Origin of the sequence: Pedobacter sp. KACC 23697, assembly GCF_045348445.1 — a bacterium.
GTDB lineage: Bacteria > Bacteroidota > Bacteroidia > Sphingobacteriales > Sphingobacteriaceae > Pedobacter.
Window position 1 is genome coordinate 1,065,903 of sequence record NZ_CP157485.1, and the last position, 19,265, is coordinate 1,085,167.

Sequence of the window (19,265 nt, forward strand, 5' to 3'; positions counted from 1 at the left end):
TGCGAGTGGATTTAACCTTTATTACTGCGAAATAACACATTTTAGAAATGCCTGTAAACAACAAAAGCCCAATGAATGGAGGCTTTCGCATGTATTGATGATATGAATTTAGCACGTTCACATTTTTAGTGATGAGCTAAAATGTGTTTAGCTTTTTGTTGAATCCAACATCTTTACGATTGACTTTTTAATCATATCCAGGGGTAAAATGATGGTAGCTGTCCGGCTGTGCCTGGCAATGTTAATGCCCATAAAGTTTCCATCGCTATCGAAAACCGGTCCTCCGCACTCATCCGATCGGATAGCAGCATCCTGTACAAATACTTTTTGAAACCCGTCTGAGCGTAAACTTCTTTTCCCTTTATAGTTTAGGGTGATGTCGCGAGTGGTTCTTTCCTTAAAATCAAGATCAACTGTTGAGGTTTTATGGTTTCTGATGACTCCCAAAGTAAGATGATCGCCCATAAGCAGACGGCTCATTTCTTGTTGGTAAACCTTTTCGTTGGGTATCGCTTTTCCGTTTATGGATATGATCTGATCACCAATTTTTAGCAGCTGATCAGCAGGGTAGGTACGCGCAATATCTTTCACCATCATTTTACCAGCTTCTTCAAACACCAATGCTCCCAGTTGCGCACGGCTAAAAAGCAGCGGTAGCTGAATTTCTATGGTGCTGACAATGCCTAATTTACAGTCCTCAGAATCTACCGGTGAGTATAAAAACTTTCCCAGGTTATTGGTAATTATTGGTTTGTACTTAATTTTACCGGTTTTTATACCCTTAAAATTGTTCACGCGATCAGCTGGACTTAAAAGTACCAGGTCGTTTTCAGGATCTCGGCTTATTACATTTAATTGGATTTTTACACCATTGTATATCATCCAGGGCTGTTCGCCAAGCATGGAACTTTTACTGAGCCATAGTACGGATGTCCGATCTTTTTGATCGAGGTTTATTGCGGTGGCCAGAATTTGCTGTTGCACATTGCCCTTTAGACTGTGCAGGGTAATAACCTGGTCTGGAAATTTAAGTCCCAGCTGTGAAAAATGAGCAGGCGGAGTTACCGTAAAACGTTTGCTTGCCGGTACGGGGGTAAGTGTGTCTGCTATTGGTAACCGGCGGTAATTGATTGGTTTTTGCAACGCACTCCAATACCGGCGGAACAGATTAACCGGGATATCGAAATTTTCATCCTCACTGAGCTGAACTTTATCACGGATACCAATCAATTTGCCTTGCAGGTCAAAAAGACCACCTCCTGAATCTCCGGGTTCCATTTTACAGGTTGATTCCAAAAAGCCATCGCCAGCATCCAATTGGGTAATGCGCCCGAAACGCAAGTTCGGCTTGGTTTGAAAAAAACTTCCAGGGTAGGAGATGGCCAGGCAGCCTTCTCCTACAACCAGGTTTCTACTGTCAGCCATTTTTACGAAAGGCCATGGGCCTTTGCCTTCCATTTTAAGCATTGCCAGATCGAACTGTTGCTTTTCATCGCTCAAGGCAATTTTTCCTGAAGCAACTGCGACCCCTTTCTGCCCGTTTGGAAATTCTACCCGGTATCGATGGTTAGGGTTAACGGAATGTGCAGCAGTCAAAATTGTGCCATTTGAAGATACAATAACCGCGCTAAAGCCGCCAAAATCCCGATCGGCCAAGGTATCCCTGATCACCAATTTAATACAGGCATCCACCACTTCCGAATTGGTTTTACGCAATAAACTTTCTATTTTTTTCGGAGATCTGATCTCTTCCTGTGCCTGCGTTTCTGCTGCCAGGTTAGAAAATATAACCAGACAAATTATTTTTAAAAGATCGCTCATTTTTTAGAAAAGATTTGATCTAGCTTTTGCGTGAGTTCTTCACCTCGAAGATTTATGGCCATTATGTCGCCATTACCATCCAAAAGGAAATTGGAAGGTATGGATTGTAAACCATAGTATTTTAAGATTTCCCAATCTCTAACTTGTTTCCAGGGAAGGCGATCTTCATTTACCGCTTTTTTCCATTTAGCCTCGTCCGTATCACATGAGATGCCCAAAATATCAAAACCTTTTGAATGGTATTTGTTGTAGTTTTCTAACAAATTAGGATTCTCCTGTCTGCAAGGTACACACCAGCTTGCCCAGAAATCTACCAGTACAATTTTACCCTTATAATCTGTCAATGTAACCGTTCTACCAGCTATATCAGGAATGCTAAATGCTTTTAATGGTTTCCCCGTAGCTGAGAGTTGTAAAACAGAGAGTGCTTTTTTTACTGATGAAGCTGCTGAAGACGCGCGTAAGGATTGATCGATGGCCTGGAAAAGCGCGTTTGCCCTGTTATAATCTATTCTGGAACCGATCAGTAAATTCAGCAGATGCAGGCTTACATAGTTTTTCGGATTATTTTTGATGTACTGTTCAGCCAGGCCACTCGAGATCATTTGTCCGATTTTAAACAGCTGGGGTTTCACTACAGTGGAATCTGCACGGCCACTGGCCATTAGCGCATCCAGGCTATCGGCTTGTTTAATCAGTGACATCCTCGCTCGAATGTAAGAATTAAACGCATTTTGAGTCGGGGCACCTGTAATGCTAATTTTCATAATGGAATCCAGGTTCTCTACACTTCCGCGCAGCAGGAGGTTACCACGTTCTGCAAAAAAAGGATAATCAAAACTTTGCCCTTGAAAGGGAAGTTTCAAATTTGCCATAGCCGGTGTATCACTTGGTACCGTTATGGTGAATACCCCGTTTTTGACAGGTATCCGTTTTTCATTTGTTTTACCATTAAGTTTATAGGTCAAAGATATGCTATCCGCATTGGTGCCACCCAACTTGCCGCTTAACCTCATTTGTGCTTGCAACTGGCTGTTCATTATAAATAGCAGAAACATCAAAAGAAAATAAATTTTGTTCTTCACTGTTTGTTCTTAATTAGTTTGATTTTTTAGCTTTTCAATAACTGCGCTCATTTCTGCTACGAGGTCAGGAGTTGAACCGTTAAATCCTACACTGTTTAAACGGATAAAACCATTACGATCAATAAGCACTTTATGAGGTATTCCGGTCACCTTAAATTGCTCGGCGACTTTATTGGTTTTAGTATCCTTATCCTTTAAATCTACATAAAGTGGAAGCGTAAAATCGTGTGCTTTAAAATAAGACAGTGATTGGTCTCTTACCTTATTAAAAGATTCGCCGGTGATCTCTTTCGTATGGATAAAGAGAAATTTTACCTCCGGATCGTTTTTGTATTTGTCTACCAATAGCTGCATCCCGGGCAGCGCAGCTTTGCAAGGCATACACCAGGTTGCCCAAAAATCGATCACCATGATTTTATCTTTAAAATCTTTCATTGATACGGTTTTGCTGTTGGCATCCAGCAGTTCGAATTCCGGTGCTTTTTCTTTGATCAGGTTTTCACCATTGTAATTCTTGTATTTGGCTTCATATTGTTCTACCCTGACATTCTGGATCGAATCAAGATGCGCTTTTACATCCCTGTTCGGATACATGAATTGGTAAGCCTTTTTATATTCAGTCTTGATTTCTTCGTCCTCTATCTCTTTGTTGATCATTTTTTCCAGGGCTGGAAACGCAGCCTGATAGTTACCACTTTTGCTTAATAAAATATGATAGTGATCAATCTCATTTTGGGTAGGATTTTGATTCAGATCCAATATTTTTTTCGCAATAACGGCTGCATTTTTATAATCCTGTTTTTGTTCCAAAAGATATCGCTTCATATTCAGAAGCGTAAGTCGCTCTTCGGCAGGCAAGTTTTTTTGCAATAAGGTTTGGTTTACTTGTAGGGTAACCTGTTTTGATATTTTAGGATCATTTACCAAAGCCAGTTGAGACCAGGCCATTAAGCGATCCTGGTCTTTTGTTTTTTGTAAATAGGCCATGGCCTGATTAAAGTTGCCAGCTCTGGCATAATCTCCAGCCAATAAGGCATAGTTATAGCCGTATTTCTGATTCGGGAACTGTTTTTGGATGGAAGACAATATGGCGAGTTTTTTATTCAGGTCCTTTTCTGCAAAAAACTTTTCTTGTGCTTTATTAAATGCAAATTGCTCTTTGGGCATGCGTTTCGCCGCGAATTCATCCCATTGACTACGGGACCAGCCTTTCTCAAGCCCATATTGAGCAAGTAGCGTTAGGTCTTCTTCAGATCCGGTTGCGAGCGCTGAAAGCTTTTGATGGAGTACCACAGTATCCTGAATACTTTTTATCCCTTCCAGCTCTTTTTTAAAATCACGGGTACTTTGCGCAAAGAGCTGGATAAAACAGCTTACCCCGAGGCTTAAACAAATGATGGTTTTACGAAACATATGCGTTTTCTTTTTTAGTAGATTAATTTATTTAATTGGCTCTTCGATAGCTTATGGTGGAAATCTCGCCGAAGCCATCTATTCGCTGATCGTAGCTTCCGGTAACAAGCGTACCCAGATTGCTGATCTTGAAGAAGTAAACTGATCCCCCGGTGGCCTGGTTGGCGGCAACCACCAGGGTTTTGCTATCCGTCTGATCCAGCTGGATTTGTTTGATTTGGGTACCGGATGGGAATGTGTAAAACAGTTTTGCTGAATTTGCCAGGATATCATACAGGTAAATACTGTTATCTGTAGCGTAATATATCTGCCTCAATGTAAGGGAAGCAGCAAATGATTTAGCAGAGGCAATCTCCGGGCTGTTCAATATTTTTTGATTGAGGCGTGGCGATGCACCCGATAATGAATACAGAAAGCGATCGCCATTGGTATCCTGCATGATGAAGAAAAAATCTTCTGATGAGTTTGTTTTGACACCATCCATAGCGCCTACCATCAACATACGCGTATCTCCAATATTAAAAGCAGCAGAAGAAGAGCCAAAAGTTGGTATTATACTAAAGCTTCCAAATGGAACATACATAAAGCGTTTGTACTTGTTATCATAAAAATAGGTAGAAAATAAAGCGCTGGTGATTACTTTGGGAAAGAGGTTATAATCTCCTTCTAACCTTGCAGAATAGGTGACATTTGCAGGGTCGTTAAGCATGGAGGCTGCGTAAAGGCTTCCATCATTAATCAAATATTCTTCGGTTGTAAACTTTGATACACTAAATGCAAATTTGTCTTTCACCGGTGTAAAACTGATGATCGATTTTCCCGATATCAGAAAATCGTTTGCACCAAAGCGGTAACTTCCCTTATCGGTAAAAAAACTTAGCCCAAAGCGGCTCCCGTCACTATTATAGAAAAGATTAGCAGCAACAGCATTTCCCGGAAACGTGGTTTGATTTACAGCGCCGGCCGGGTTATAAAATACTTTGTAGTCTGTACGGATAAAGCCTAATTGTGCATTACCTGAAGTCGTGTTGCTAACCAGCCATCCTTTGCCAAATGCACTAGCTACGCGTATATTATAAACCTTAAAGGTAGATACACCCGTAGCCGAATTCGTAACTTTATATTCCAGGTTATAACCATCCTTTAACGGTGGATAACTGATCACAGCATTTAATGCCTTTGACGTCGCCAGAACTTTTGCATCAATCCCGTCAACAGGAGCGTAAGGATAAATTTTCCATTGATAGGTAAATCCTTCGCCAGCAGGTTTACTTTGGGTAATCTGCGGATCAATTTTAAGTGTATCAAACTGAACGATAGACAGGGTTGCATTGTCTTTAATTTCCAGTTCGTTTAGTTCTTTATAATTGAAGTCCTGACTTTTTTTGCAAGACCATAACGTGGCACAGCATATCAATAATAAGCAAATGCAATATTTTATTTTTAACATGACTTAGAATGTAATTTGGTTACCGAATTCATCAATAAGAGGACCGTTCAACTGAACATAATCCGAAAGTGCTTTTTTCAGATTTACCTGGATCAGGAATATGTCACTAAAACCAACTACCTGAGGGTCGAAATTGGTAAGTCCGGTTACTTTGATCATAAACTTGAATTTTACCACACTAAAATTTCCGAAAAAGAAGCTCAAATTTTGCCAATAATCAGGCTCTATCAGTTGATTAGTGATGTTGACTTTCATTTTCGAGAGATTTTTGGAAAGGTCTACCGCTATTCCCGGCGCACCAGGAACCAGTTCACTCCCAGGATCAACACCAAGTACCAGTTGAAAATTTTGCGTCAGCATTTCTGGTGTATTGAAAATGACCAGCGGATAGTTTACAAAAAGTGCATTGGCCGGCAACTTAACTTCAGGCAAAATGTAATCGATATTAGGCCGGGCAGTTGATCCTGGCAATGCCTTTAATTTAATGCCACGCGCCACACTGGAAGGTTTCCCTACCAAACGCATTTTGATGAATATGGTATCTTTTGTTTTAGCTGTTGGCTGTAAGGCGAATGAATAATTGGTGCTATCGGGGTTCTCGTAATAATCAATAAAAAAGCTAATACCATCACGGCCTTCAAATGTGGGTATATCGTCTTTTTTGCATCCTATTGCAAAAACCAGCAAAAATAATATCGTTAAGTATTTCATTTGTTTAGTTGTAATTTGGATTAAACTCTAATTCTTGATCAGGAATAGGCAATACATAATTAGATAGCGGAATATCTGAGGTCATGAACTGCATCCGTGTGATACTTTTTCGTTTATAATAATAGAATAGTTGCCCTTCTGCATGAAATTCCTTTTGGTATTCTTTGGTAATCTCATTGTTTAAATTGGTCTGGCTAAGATTGATGGGCAATGGTGTGATGTTCCTGTTTTCACGTACCATGTTCAAGTAATTGATGCCATCTGCCGTAGAAGAAGCACATTCGGCCAGAATGAAATACATTTCTGCCAGCCTGATCATAGGCACTAATTGATCCAGACGATCCTCAGAAGGGGCCGTGCCAGGATAAGTTTGCCAGAATTTAGAAGGAAATACAAAACCTACACTATTACTGTTATCTACTTCAATTCTAGCTAAATAGCGGATATCTGTACTGCCACCAGACCTTGTTTCATAAAGTGTTTGGTAATCACTAGATGAACGGCGCATATTGGAAGCACCGCGAAAATAGCCAGGATCTGCCCAGCCTCTGAGATTAGCTACCCTCAGCCCAAAAATTTGTTCGGTAATGTAGATCCGGTCTCTGGCTTCGGCAGCAGCAGTGGCATTACTAAAGGTTACAAAGGGGAATTTATTGGCATCAACCACAAACTTCGCCGCTGCAAAGGCTTTGCTTTTATCACCAGAAAAAAGATAGACCCTAGCCTGCAAGGCTTTAACCGCATAATAATTCATCTTGATGCTGCGGTTGGCCTGGCCGCTCAAGATCGGGTCAGATGTTGCCAAAAGCTGTTCGGCCTCATTCAGGTCGGCAAGTATAGCTAACACCGTATTTTGTGTGGTTGAAGGCATCACGGTATATTGGTTCACCTCTTTTTTATAAGGAATGGCTTTTTTTGTAAGCCCACTTACATATTCGGGTCCAAATAGCCGAAGGAGTTCGAAGTGCATATAAGCACGCAGGGCCACTGCCTCACCACGAATCCGGCTGTAAGCGGAAGTACTTAATACATCCCGTCGCTTTTCCGTATTTTGGATCACCTTGTTGGCACCGGCAATTGCATTATATCCATTGCTCCAGATCGAATTGCCAAATTCAGTCACTTCCTGTGAGTTGAAGTTGAATTTAGCAGTATCGTAAAATCTGGAGTTAACCGGGATATTGTAATTCTGTGCCAGGGCTGATGTAAAACCCATAGTCAGGTTGTCGCCAAACAGGTTTTGAGAAGCAAATAGTGAATATACACCTTCTAAAGCCTGTTGAAAGCCTAATTCGGAATTAAATAGCTGGTTTTCAGAAATGGATGATTTTGGATTTACGTCAAGATATTTTTTGCATGACGTTAGCATAGCGGTTAAACAAACCAATATGGCTAAGAATTTTTTATAGTTCATGTCGCTTAATTAAAAACCTGCTCTTAATGTTAAGGAATATGTTCTGGCAAATGGGTTGCTGGTACCACGTTCTACCTGTATAGAACTTACCCTAAAAAGGTCGTTGGTAATGGCCGTGACCTGCAAACTGCGCAAGCCAATTTTTTCCAAAAACTGTTTTTTGTAAAAAGTATAACCTAATGATGCAGCGCTCAAAATCAGGTTGTTGTCATCTTGTACAAATCTCGACGTAAGCTTGGTTTGAGTTGGATTGGCCGTAATCCTTCTGAATTGACTGACATCGCCCGGTTTTGCCCAACCCAGGTCATAAGCTCTCTGGTCTACATTAAATTTTGGATTAACTGATTCTACACGTTCTACTAAAGTTTGGTTGTACATTTGTCCTCCGAATTGGTAGTTGAAGATCAGATTCAGCTCAAAACCCATGTGCGAAAAGCCTGTGCCAAAGTTGCCGTTCCAGAGTGGCTGACTGATTCCTACAGGTACTTTATCTGCTACATTCCAATCCAGGGTGGTTTCTCCCGATTTCGTTAGAAATACCTCTGAACCAGTAGTTGCATCTATGCCCAATGAACGTACAGCAAAAATGGTATTAATCGACTGTCCTTCTACCAGTTGAAGATTTGGTTTCACCTGATTTGGATTTCCATTATTCAATAAATTGTTTGATGACTGTAACGCGTTTGAAATTTTTCTAAGCGAGTTTCTATTGGTAAATCCGTTTACGTTAACTGTCCATAACGTACGTGTAAATGGATTTTGCAGAATAGTATATCTGGCGTAAAATTCTAAACCTTTATTGAGTAATTCTCCATAGTTTTCGGTATAAGAATTAAATCCGGCTGAAGGGGCAAGGGTAATTTGTGTGACCGCATTTTTTGTATTCTCCCTGTAAAATTCAAACCTCAGGTTTAAACGGTTTTGAAACAAATCAGCATCAAGCCCGATGTTGGCTTTCAGCACATCCTGCCAGCTTAGAAATTCGTTCCCCATGCCAGCAAGCGTAGCGCCCACGTTACCATAGTAAGCAGTTCCTGCATTTACATTATACCTGAATTGAGAGGCATAAGACGGGACATTGAGCGAACCGGTAGAACCGTAACTTCCTCTAATTTTCAATCGGTTAACGAGGTCGCTTTTTTGAAAGAAAGATTCATTATGGATATTCCAGCCTGCACCTACAGACCAAAATGTACCAAAACGTTTTTCATTACCGTATTGGGAAGAACCATCCCTTCTGTAGGAAACACTCGCCAGAAAGCGATCGTCATAGATATAATTTCCGCTGTAGAGCAAACCTACACGGCTGATCGTATTTTCATCACCCACCGGCCGGCCACTATACTGTGTGGCATAAAGTATGTCATCTAACTGATCTGTCAATAAGCCAGTTGCAGAAAAGGTGTTATAAGATGACGTGTTGCGAGATAAATTTAAACCTACGTTGGAGAAAAGCTGGTGTTTACCAAATATGGCATTCCAGTTTGCAGTAGTTAAACTTTCATAGCCCATACTGTTATTGGTACCAAGATCATAACTTCCTTTCAGGTTCAGATCAGCCACATTATTAAACCTTGGACTCTGTGCAGAGTAAAATAAATCGCTTCCACCGCTTTGTTTGTTGATGCTTAAACTGCTCTCAATATATATCGACTGTGTTGGCTTATAACGGGCGCTAAAATTATTGGAAATTCCAAAATAATTGGCACTGTTAATAGAATGCAGGGTAGCATCGTAAAGCGGACTTGCTGTTTGATAGTTGAATCCAACAAAATTCAGGTCTTCTAGCATTTTCTTTGCGTTACCATTGTTGTCATAAGGTGCCCAATAAGGGTTCATCCCTACATAATCAGCAAAATTGCCATATGGGGATTCATTAGATTTATTTTGGAAAACACGGAGGGAATTCCTGAACTCAAATTTCTTTTTAAAATAGTTTAAATCAAATTGACCTGAATAGTTTGTACGGTCCTGACCTTTCATTACACCCGATTGAAAATCACCTGATACCTGGAGCGCATAGCGGATAACGGTATCACCGCCCTGAGCATAAACAGAAGTCCGGTTACTATATCCATTTTGGGTGGGGATAGACAACCAATCTGTATTTACACCTTTGGTATAGGCTTTATAACGTTCGTTGTAAAGCATATCTAAACTGGTTTGCAAAAGGTTTGATGAGGAGGTATATAGGCCTACCCGTTTTTCAAAATCAAGCTTTTGCTCGGAATTAAGCAGATGATATACCGAAAGATCTGGTGTTGTGAGTCGAAAATCGTGGGTCACATTCACCTGCAGTTTACCGGCAGCAGGGGTAATGGTTGTGATTACAATAACGCCATTAGCACCTCTTGATCCATAAAGTGCTGTAGCAGAGGCGTCTTTAAGTAGTGTCACACTCCTGATCAAATTTATGTCAAGGTCTGTAATCCGTTGCAGGTTTACTTCAAAACCATCTAAAATCAAGAGTGGAAGTGTAGGAATAGATGACAATTGCCCGGAAAGGTTAGGAAAAGAATTTTCACCACGGAGTTGAATATTGGGCAACTGGTTAATGTTACCACCGGTAACATTGTTAGGTACTATTCTGAACGATGGATCAAGGGCCCCAATAGCCGCAAATACGCTGTTGGCACTTACCCTTTTAAGTTCTGCACCCGTTAGGGTATTTGCTGCACCGGTAAAATTCTCTTTGCGTTGCGTAAATATACCGTTAACCACAGTTTCATCTAAGCTTACGGCCTGTTCTTCCAAAAAAGTGATAAAATGTCGTTCATTCCTGATTTCAACTTCGGCTATTTTATAACCTATATACCGAAACTCCAGAGCTTTCGCATTTGCGGGCATGTTGAGTTTGAAACGGCCATTGTTATCTGTCTGGGTCTGGAATTTAGTACCCTTTATAGAAACAACTACACCTGGTAATGGATTGCCTGTTTTACGGTCTCTAACTACGCCGTCGATTTCATCGTTCTGCTGTACTTTACTGGTGAGTATAACGGTTTTATCCTGAATGGTATAGGTAATGCCTTGTGGACCTAAAATAGATTTCAGTGTGACGTCAATGGATTGGTCTTTCAGATTTACACTGATCTGTTTAGCATCTGAGATGATTTTATCAGAATAAACAAAGTTGTAGCCAGTCTGGCTTTTAATCATCCGGAAAACTTCCGAAAGCGGTTGGTTTGAAACGCTTAGTGTAATCCGTTGTGCAAAGGTGTAAGCGCTAACCTGCAAAAAAGACAGGATGAGCAGGAAATGGAATAAGGTAGATACCCGCATAATTCTGGGACATGCAACACGATGCACGGCCATTTTATTGGTCTTCATTAAGTTAGTTTTGGTTTGTTAGTTGAATGGGTTGATTCGTAGTTTGATCCTATAAATTTTTACAGTTTACAAAAAATAGGATTCTTGGTCTTTTGGTTAGCTTTTTATCATATGTTGTATATTTATATTCTTTATTCTCATGAGTTAAATTAATTTTATTACAAAGCCGATACCACTACGCGGCTACCTGCGGTTTTGATTTTAACGGTTCCGGTAGCCTGAAGGATGTTGAGTACACTATGGATGTCTGCAAATCTTGATATGCTGCCACTGATTTTCTCTGAAGGTATTTCACCTTCGTAAATAATGTTTACATCATACCATCGCGCGATAAGTTTCATAATGGACCTGATATCCTGACTGGCAAATACGAATTCGTTATTTTTCCAACCGGTTGCGGCCTCAATATTGGCAGTGGCCTTTTCAATGCTTCCATTGCGCACGGTTCCTTTTTCGCCTGGTGTCAGGATCACCTTATCTCTGTAAGTATTCATGCTAATTTTTCCTTGTACCAAGGTGGTTATTTCCGCATCGTCATTTTCATAAGAACTCACATTGAATTCAGTTCCCAATACCTTAATATCATGCCCCAGGGTAGTGACGATGAAGGGATGTTCCTGATCATGAGCCACTTTAAAATAAGCTTCTCCGCTGAGTTTAACCTTTCTGATTGCTGCACTAGCCAGGTTGGTGGTATAAGTAAGGCTGGAAGCTGCATTTAGCCATACAGAAGATCCATCAGGAAGTTCAACCTTAAAGGTTTCTCCCTTTGCCGTAGTCAGGGTATTTGTTTGTAACGCATTTGAAGTTTCATCTTTAACCTGGTAAACCAGCTCTCCTTTGGCTGTCTTCGTAATTTTTACACCGGCTTCTTCGGCAAAAACACCGTTTTTTAATTGGCTTAACCGGATTTGCTTTCCATTGGCCAGCGTTAAAGTAGCGCCAAAAGTACCTGGCGCAATTTGTTCTTTTTTGTTTTGCACCAATTGCAGCTCCTGATTTGAGTTGCGTTCATAAAGCTTAAAAAAACCTATTAACACCAGAATTACTGCCGCAGCTGCCGCAAATCTTGGCCATAGCTTCCGCTTTATTGAAACATGGGTTGCCGGAAGTTTCGCCCAGATTTCCTGTCCGATAAGTTCCATATCTTCCTGTTGCTCAACATTATCGATGGTATTAGCATAGGCATTAAACCAGGTTTCTATCAGGATTTCCTCTTCTGCTGTACAGTTACCCGCATTATAACGGTTAAGCAGCTCCTGAGTATATTTAGTTTGGTCTTCAGTCATTTTTGGTCAGTAGATACTGGCTTAACGACTAAGTAGGACGAAAGTCCCAGGCGGAATGAAAAAAAATTAAAAAAAGATAAGGTAGGTGTTCAAAGTATCGCCCAGCTTGTTTCTGAGGGTTTTTAAAGCAGTGCTCAGCTGATTTTTAACTGTTTTATTTGAAATCTGCAGTTCATCTGCAATCTCCTGGTTGGATTTATATTCTTTGCGACTCATTTCAAATACCCGCCGCATTTTTTCCGGCAAGTGCTGAATTTCGCGCTCAATCTGGTCATATAGTTCTTTTTCAATATATAAACGATCAGGTGTAGCATGGTTAAGCTGTATAAAGCTGGTTAACGATTCCAGGTATCTATTTTCTACCTTTGTGCGTTTAACAAGATCAAGAATCCGGTTTCGGGTGAGCGTGTATAGATAGGCTGCAAGTGGTACAGCCGTATTCTGACTTTCTCTTTTGGCCCATAAAATGGTGAAAACCTCCTGTACCACATCTTTCGCTACATTTTCATCTTGTAACATTTTCCGCGAGAAGCGGTATAGTACCTGCCAGTAACGATCATAAATTTCTTTATACGCATTGCTTCTTCCAGCTTTTAAAGCCGTTAGCAGATCATGGTCACTGGCGAATAGAGGTGTTGACATTTTTGGTTAGCATTCAATGGCTCAATTAAAAGAGCAATCCAAATATTTATCTGTTTCAAATGTGGCTGACAAGGCTATACCTTTAAATTTATTGAGCAATTATACAGATTTAACTGTATAAATACATTTTAATTTTACGGATTTGGCGCTACTATACCATTTATAGTATCAGGTTTTCGAAACATAGCGTATATTGATCATGTGCTTTTACATTTGTTAGGTGCATTTATTCGCAAGTTAAAGATTATCAAAAGTATAAGATAAAGAATTGATAAGTAGGCTATAGAATACGAGGCTGTATTTTAAATGCTTTTCATGATGAAATGTAATCTGATTTTCTGGATCTGATTACATCCGAAGTAATGTGAAAAGTTTAAAATGTCGGATTTGTACAAAAAAAAGTCTTATTTATTTAATTTTTTTAGTTTAAAGTCAACTAATTTTGGTTGGTATACAGGTATCTTATGATACCTTATTTTTTAACCAGATATATCGAGCCAATTAGCAGAACCTTATGGTTGCTGAATAGGGCTATTCAAAAAAGCCAACACAACACAACACAATATGAAAAGAAGAACCTTAATTAAAGGCATGGCTTTGAGCTTATCATCGCTATACTTGTCTAAAAGTTATGCAGGGCAACTGCTTAACGCACCTTATGCAGCTGGCCCGTTTAAACCTACCTGGGATTCACTTGCACAATATAAAACACCTGAATGGTTTCGCGATGCCAAATTTGGCATGTGGGCACATTGGGGGCCTCAATGCCAGCCGGAATTTGGCGATTGGTATGCCCGTGAAATGTATATGGAAGGTGGGCATAAATATAAATATCATTTAGAAAAATATGGTCATCCCTCTAAATTCGGTTTTAAAGACGTGATTAATGAGTGGAAGGCTGATCAATGGGATCCCGAAGAATTGGTGGGGCTTTACAAAAAGGCTGGCGCCAAATATTTTATGGCCATGGCCAACCACCACGATAACCTGGATCTGTATGATAGTACACACCAGAAATGGAATTCTGTTCGCATGGGCCCTAAAAAGGATATCATAGGTGGCTGGGCGAAGGCCGCAAAAAATCATGACCTGCGCTTCGGGGTAAGTGTGCATGCGGCGCACGCCTGGAGCTGGATGGAGACCGCCCAGCGCGCTGATAAACATGGCTCAATGGCCGGTATTCCTTACGATGGAAAATTAACAAAAGCTGATGGTAAAGGAACGTGGTGGGAAGGAGAAGACCCTCAGGAGCTATATGCGCAAAATCATCCGCTTAGTAAAAATAGTGAAGATAACGGGATGATCCACAGTCAATGGGCTTGGGTAAATGGTGTTTCATTACCTTCTAAAGCCTATTGTGAAAAATTCTACAAACGCACTATTGAACTGTTAGACAAGTATGGACCGGACGTCATCTACTTTGATGATACGATTTTACCGCTATATCCGGTTAGCGATGCCGGACTAAGGATTGCCGCACACATGTATAATGCCAGTATCAAAAAATATGGTAAACTGGAAGCGGTATTATTCGGGAAAGTGCTTAATGAGCAACAGCGTAAGTGTATGGTGTGGGATATCGAGCGTGGGCAAACCAATGAAATTGCTAAAGAGCCTTTCCAGACAGATACTTGTATTGGCTCCTGGCATTATGACCGTCCGGTTTATGATAACAACTGGTATAAAGATCCCAAAACCGTTATTCATATGTTGTTGGATGTGGTCAGTAAAAATGGTAACCTGATGCTGAATATTCCAGTAAGGGGAAATGGAACCATTGATGAAAAAGAACGCGCCATAGTGGAAGGAATAACCGATTGGATGCAACGAAATAGCGAATGTATTTATAGTACGCGACCATGGAAAATCTTCGGAGAAGGACCGGCAATTGCAAACGCAAAGCCACTAAGTGTACAGGGCTTTAACGAAGGTAGTGCAAAATTTGGGGCAAAGGATTTCCGCTTCACCACCAAAGGGAAAGATTTGTTTGCAGCCATGCTTGACTGGCCTTCTGATAGAACAGCACTCATAGAGAGCCTCGCATCAAATAAAGTCAATAAAATACAAAAGGTAAGTTTATTGGGTTATCCCGGATCAATTGAATTTGAACAAACCGCTGAGGGATTAAAAATTAAGCTTCCTGAACAGGCACCAGGCGCTATTGCCTATGTATTTAAAATTCATGGAGCTATTGTATAAATAATATTAGGCTCTCGAAGTGAATTGGCAGCTCTCATGCTGAAATGAAGGGAGCCTGACCACATTCTTACTCATTAAATTGTTAAAACACATCATTCATATACCGTTTTGGTGCAGGAATGACTAATTCAAGTCGTTATATGGTTGCTAATGGAGTGATCCCAAAGCATGTGATTACGCTGCTTTTTGTTACGCTATGTTTATATACTTTTACTTTTGCACAATCTCGGGTTGCTGTACCCGCCTGGGGCAACTGGACACATTGGGGAGATCAGGGCAATGGCACCTACCGCAATCCAATTTTACCTGGCGATTACAGCGATGTAGATTGCATCCGTGTTGGCGGCTACTATTATGCGGTATCCTCCACCTTTCAATATTCACCGGGGTTTGTTATCCTGAAATCGAAAGATCTGGTAAACTGGCAGATACTGGGGCATGCTGTTAAAGATATCAGTACAATTTCGCCTGCGATGAATTATACCCAGATGAACCGTTATGGGAAAGGAATCTGGGCAGGTGCCATCCGTTATCACAACAAACGTTTCTGGATTTATTTTGGCGATCCGGATGAAGGTTATTTTATGAGTTCTGCAGCTAAACCAGAGGGCCCATGGGAACCTTTACACCGGGTATGGGCCGAAAAAGGTTGGGATGATTGCTGCCCTTTCTGGGATGAAGATGGCCAGGGTTATCTGATCGGAACCCACTTTGCTGATGGCTATAAAATTCATCTTTTTAAAATGACGGCCGATGGCAAATCGCTGATCAAAGATTCAGATAAAGTAATTTACCAATCTAATGGGAGTGAAGCCAATAAGCTGTACAAAATCAACGGCTATTATTATCACCTTTTTAGTGAGGTACGCAATAACGTTCGCGTTTTAATGATGGAACGGTCTAAAAACATCTGGGGACCTTATGAAGCGCCTCGGCAGCTGAGCGAAGGGCAACCTGAGTTTAACGAACCCAATCAGGGCGGATTGGTACAAACCCAAACCGGAGGCTGGTACTTCTTAACCCATCATGGTTCGGGCGATTGGTCCGGAAGGATTCTAAGTCTGCTTCCTGTAACCTGGATGGAAGGATGGCCGGTAATCGGAAAGCCTAATGCTAATGGTATCGGAGAAATGGTATGGTCGGCGCCTATGCCGGTAAAATCAACCCGCAAAACACATCCGCAAAGTAGTGATGATTTTGATGCCAAAACCATTCAGCCGCAATGGGAATGGAACTATCAGTCCAAAAAAGATCAATGGTCTTTATCCGAAAGAAAAGGCTGGTTGCGCCTGCATGCCTTTAAACCGTTAAAAGATCATATTCTTTTTGCTGGCAATACCTTAACCCAAAGGGTTTACCGCACATCTAAAAATACCGTCACCGTAAAGTTTGATTTGCGTGGAATGGCTGATGGCCAAAAAGCCGGTTTGTCGCATTTTGGTGCCCCTCGATATGCAACGCTCGGTTTCGAGTGTGCTGGTCAGGTAAAAAAGCTGGTATTCGGAACTAAAAATCAAGCTATGCCTGGCCCTGAAATTAAAGGTAATGATATTTGGTTGCGATCGGTTTGGGGCCTGGATGGTAAAAGTACATTTAGTTACAGTTCGGATGGTAAAGTATTCAAAACTTTTGGTGAGCCTTATCAACTACAGTGGGGATCTTACCGCGGCGACCGGATAGCCATTTATAATTACAATCCCTCAGCTAGAAAAGGATATATTGATATAGATTATCTTCATTATGATTATGGCCAATAGCAAACCAATGTATTTAAATCCAAAGGCTGTGTTACATTGGCTTATTGGTTTCGGAACGCAACATTTGTTACGAATTTATATCTCAACATTCTTCGGTTTGTTTTGGTCGCTAACGCTGAATGCACAATCATGGACGGCAGATAATGGAAATGGGACCTACACTAATCCGCTTTTTTATGATGAATTCTCCGATCCCGATCTCATTCGCGTAGGGGATGATTTTTACCTCACGGGTACCACCATGCACAGTGTACCCGGATTACCGGTGCTGCACTCTAAAGATCTGGTCAACTGGAAGGTGATCAGTTATGCAATGGACCGTTTTCAACAGGGAGCGGAATTTAATCTTCAAGATGGTAAAGAAGCCTATGGACAAGGCATATGGGCGCCCTGTATCCGGTACCATGATGGTGTTTTCTATATCTTTTCCAATATTAACAAACATGGTCTGCAGATTTTTACAGCCTCTAATCCCGCCGGGCCGTGGAAACAGCATCAGCTGAAAGCCCATATTTATGATTTGTCGGTATTGTTTGAGAATGGAAAAATCTATATTGTTTATGGTGTCGGAGAAATCAAACTGATTGAATTAAAAGCTGACCTCAGCGGTTTTGTTGAAGGTAGCGACCGCGTGATCATACCCAGGGGAAATGCCATGGGCGAAGGGAATCACCTTTACAAAATCAACGGGAAATATTACATTACCAATGCCGATAACGGTCGGCTGCAGTGTGCCCGGGCCACTAATATTAAAGGACCTTACGAAACAACAGTAGTAAGTGCCAAAGAAACGATGGGTACAACCCTGGGTTGGTTTACTCAAGATATGTGGCAGGATTCTGCCTTACCTGCTGCGGATGCCAGATTATCGATGATCAGGCAAAGCGATCAGTTGTTAGGCTCAGTTCCCATGCACCAGGGTGGTATTGTAGACCTGCCTAACGGAGAATGGTGGGGCTTTTCGATGATGGATTTCAGGGCAGTAGGCAGAACAACCTTTTTATCACCCGTTACCTGGAAAGAAGGCTGGCCTTTCTTCGGTATTGAAGGTAACCTCGGTAGGTCGCCAAGAACCTGGTTTAAACCCAATGTGGCCCAACCCGATCGTCAGGCACCCTACCAACGCAATGACAACTTTAATGCGACACAGTTAGCTCCGGCATGGCAATGGAACCACAATCCTGTTGATGGCAAATGGCAATTGAAGGGAGGAAGCCTACGCCTGCATACCTTACCTGCAAAAGATTTCCTTTGGGCAAGAAATACCCTCACCCAACGCGGTGTTGGGCCTGAATCTGAGGCTACGGTGGAATTAAACAGTCAACAACTGAAAGATGGTGATATTGCAGGTTTGGGTTTGATGAATATCCCTTACGCCTGGATCGGTATCTTGCGCGAGGGCAATCGTTATCTGTTCAGGATGTTCGACCAGTATCAGCAAAAAAAAATTGATAAACCTTTAACATCTCCAAGGATTTTCCTGCGTGCTTTCGGTAATTTCGACGATGATATCGCACAACTGAGCTATAGCCTGGATGGCAAAAACTTTGAAAAGGTTGGCGACAGCATCCGTTTGCCTTACCAACTCAAAACCTTTCAGGGTACCCGATATGCGCTATTTGCCTACAATACCAAAGGCACAGAAGGTGGCTATGCCCAATTTAAAAATTTTACGCTGATAGAACCTCTGGCCGACCGCACGAAAAATCTGCCACTTGGGAAAGTAATTACCTTAACCAACCTGGCTGATCGCCGTCAGGCCTGGGCTAATCCACACGGCATGCTTTGTCCAGGCCGAAGTTTTTCTCAAGAAAATGATGTCAACTACCAGTTCAGGGTATTGGATCGCGGACAGGGAAAAGTGGCCTTGAAGGCTTTAAACGGAACAGGTTATCTGACGATTACCAGCATGGGGTTATCTGCCGATGTGCGGCTCAATAGAGAAGAATCACCGGGTAGCCTGTTCGTATGGCAGGATATGTTGAGGGGGCAATGTATGCTGCTATCGTTAAAAACAAACCGTTTTGTAGGGCTCGATCCCAAAACAGGAGAATTATACGGAGCAGACTGGCCAGGTACCTTGCCCGATAGAAAGGACGGGACCGTTTTCAGTTGGCAACTGGTCGAAAAATAAGCCCGAAAAATACAACTAAA

General features: G+C 41.4%; 12 protein-coding genes. 3 read left to right on the plus strand and 9 right to left on the minus strand.

The window, feature by feature from the left end:
* Positions 1 to 147: 147 nt before the first annotated feature.
* From ABEG20_RS04450 to ABEG20_RS04490, 9 genes are all read right to left on the minus strand, one after another.
* Complete coding sequence (locus ABEG20_RS04450; RefSeq protein WP_406826185.1) at positions 148 to 1,821, minus strand: trypsin-like peptidase domain-containing protein; 1,674 nt, start codon at positions 1,819 to 1,821, stop codon at positions 148 to 150.
* Positions 1,818 to 2,906, minus strand: coding sequence for a redoxin domain-containing protein (locus ABEG20_RS04455; RefSeq protein ID WP_406826186.1), 1,089 nt, complete (start codon positions 2,904 to 2,906; stop codon positions 1,818 to 1,820). The genes ABEG20_RS04450 and ABEG20_RS04455 overlap by 4 nt, the downstream gene beginning before the upstream one ends.
* 9 nt (positions 2,907 to 2,915) lie before the next feature.
* Positions 2,916 to 4,319 carry a redoxin domain-containing protein gene (locus ABEG20_RS04460; protein ID WP_406826187.1) on the minus strand — a complete coding sequence of 468 codons (1,404 nt, stop codon included), beginning with the start codon at positions 4,317 to 4,319 and terminating at the stop codon, positions 2,916 to 2,918.
* Positions 4,320 to 4,350: 31 nt separating this feature from the next.
* Positions 4,351 to 5,769, minus strand: coding sequence for a PKD-like family lipoprotein (locus ABEG20_RS04465; RefSeq protein WP_406826188.1), 1,419 nt, complete (start codon positions 5,767 to 5,769; stop codon positions 4,351 to 4,353).
* A 3-nt stretch (positions 5,770 to 5,772) separates the two neighbouring features.
* Positions 5,773 to 6,480, minus strand: coding sequence for a DUF4843 domain-containing protein (locus ABEG20_RS04470; RefSeq protein ID WP_406826189.1), 708 nt, complete (start codon positions 6,478 to 6,480; stop codon positions 5,773 to 5,775).
* Positions 6,481 to 6,484: 4 nt separating this feature from the next.
* Positions 6,485 to 7,894 carry a RagB/SusD family nutrient uptake outer membrane protein gene (locus ABEG20_RS04475; RefSeq protein ID WP_406826190.1) on the minus strand — a complete coding sequence of 470 codons (1,410 nt, stop codon included), beginning with the start codon at positions 7,892 to 7,894 and terminating at the stop codon, positions 6,485 to 6,487.
* A 9-nt stretch (positions 7,895 to 7,903) separates the two neighbouring features.
* Positions 7,904 to 11,224, minus strand: coding sequence for a SusC/RagA family TonB-linked outer membrane protein (locus ABEG20_RS04480; RefSeq protein ID WP_406826191.1), 3,321 nt, complete (start codon positions 11,222 to 11,224; stop codon positions 7,904 to 7,906).
* A gap of 158 nt (positions 11,225 to 11,382) precedes the next feature.
* Positions 11,383 to 12,513 carry a FecR family protein gene (locus tag ABEG20_RS04485; RefSeq protein WP_406826192.1) on the minus strand — a complete coding sequence of 377 codons (1,131 nt, stop codon included), beginning with the start codon at positions 12,511 to 12,513 and terminating at the stop codon, positions 11,383 to 11,385.
* Between the two features lie 66 nt (positions 12,514 to 12,579).
* Positions 12,580 to 13,155: an RNA polymerase sigma factor gene (locus ABEG20_RS04490; RefSeq protein ID WP_406826193.1), complete on the minus strand. Its 576-nt coding sequence runs from the start codon at positions 13,153 to 13,155 to the stop codon at positions 12,580 to 12,582.
* A 564-nt stretch (positions 13,156 to 13,719) separates the two neighbouring features.
* Here ABEG20_RS04490 and ABEG20_RS04495 point away from each other — a divergent pair.
* The 3 genes from ABEG20_RS04495 to ABEG20_RS04505 all read left to right on the plus strand — a co-directional run bounded on the left by ABEG20_RS04495 (position 13,720) and on the right by ABEG20_RS04505 (position 19,245).
* Entirely contained in the window at positions 13,720 to 15,354 is a 1,635-nt protein-coding gene (locus tag ABEG20_RS04495) for an alpha-L-fucosidase (RefSeq protein ID WP_406826194.1), read from the plus strand.
* Positions 15,355 to 15,473: 119 nt separating this feature from the next.
* Positions 15,474 to 17,111: a glycoside hydrolase 43 family protein gene (locus ABEG20_RS04500; protein ID WP_406826195.1), complete on the plus strand. Its 1,638-nt coding sequence runs from the start codon at positions 15,474 to 15,476 to the stop codon at positions 17,109 to 17,111.
* Positions 17,101 to 19,245, plus strand: a complete 2,145-nt coding sequence (locus ABEG20_RS04505) for a family 43 glycosylhydrolase (RefSeq protein ID WP_406826196.1) — start codon at positions 17,101 to 17,103, stop codon at positions 19,243 to 19,245. The genes ABEG20_RS04500 and ABEG20_RS04505 overlap by 11 nt, the downstream gene beginning before the upstream one ends.
* Positions 19,246 to 19,265: the final 20 nt, after the last annotated feature.

Bases quoted from the DNA above. Each gene is read 5' to 3' on its own strand.
- ABEG20_RS04450 (WP_406826185.1), bottom strand. From the start codon at position 1,821: ATGAGCGATCTTTTAAAAATAATTTGTCTGGTTATATTTTCTAACCTG.
- ABEG20_RS04460 (WP_406826187.1), bottom strand. From the start codon at position 4,319: ATGTTTCGTAAAACCATCATTTGTTTAAGCCTCGGGGTAAGCTGTTTT.
- ABEG20_RS04465 (WP_406826188.1), bottom strand. From the start codon at position 5,769: ATGTTAAAAATAAAATATTGCATTTGCTTATTATTGATATGCTGTGCC.
- ABEG20_RS04470 (WP_406826189.1), bottom strand. From the start codon at position 6,480: ATGAAATACTTAACGATATTATTTTTGCTGGTTTTTGCAATAGGATGC.
- ABEG20_RS04475 (WP_406826190.1), bottom strand. From the start codon at position 7,894: ATGAACTATAAAAAATTCTTAGCCATATTGGTTTGTTTAACCGCTATG.
- ABEG20_RS04480 (WP_406826191.1), bottom strand. From the start codon at position 11,224: ATGAAGACCAATAAAATGGCCGTGCATCGTGTTGCATGTCCCAGAATT.
- ABEG20_RS04485 (WP_406826192.1), bottom strand. From the start codon at position 12,513: ATGACTGAAGACCAAACTAAATATACTCAGGAGCTGCTTAACCGTTAT.
- ABEG20_RS04490 (WP_406826193.1), bottom strand. From the start codon at position 13,155: ATGTCAACACCTCTATTCGCCAGTGACCATGATCTGCTAACGGCTTTA.
- ABEG20_RS04495 (WP_406826194.1), top strand. From the start codon at position 13,720: ATGAAAAGAAGAACCTTAATTAAAGGCATGGCTTTGAGCTTATCATCG.
- ABEG20_RS04500 (WP_406826195.1), top strand. From the start codon at position 15,474: ATGACTAATTCAAGTCGTTATATGGTTGCTAATGGAGTGATCCCAAAG.
- ABEG20_RS04505 (WP_406826196.1), top strand. From the start codon at position 17,101: ATGGCCAATAGCAAACCAATGTATTTAAATCCAAAGGCTGTGTTACAT.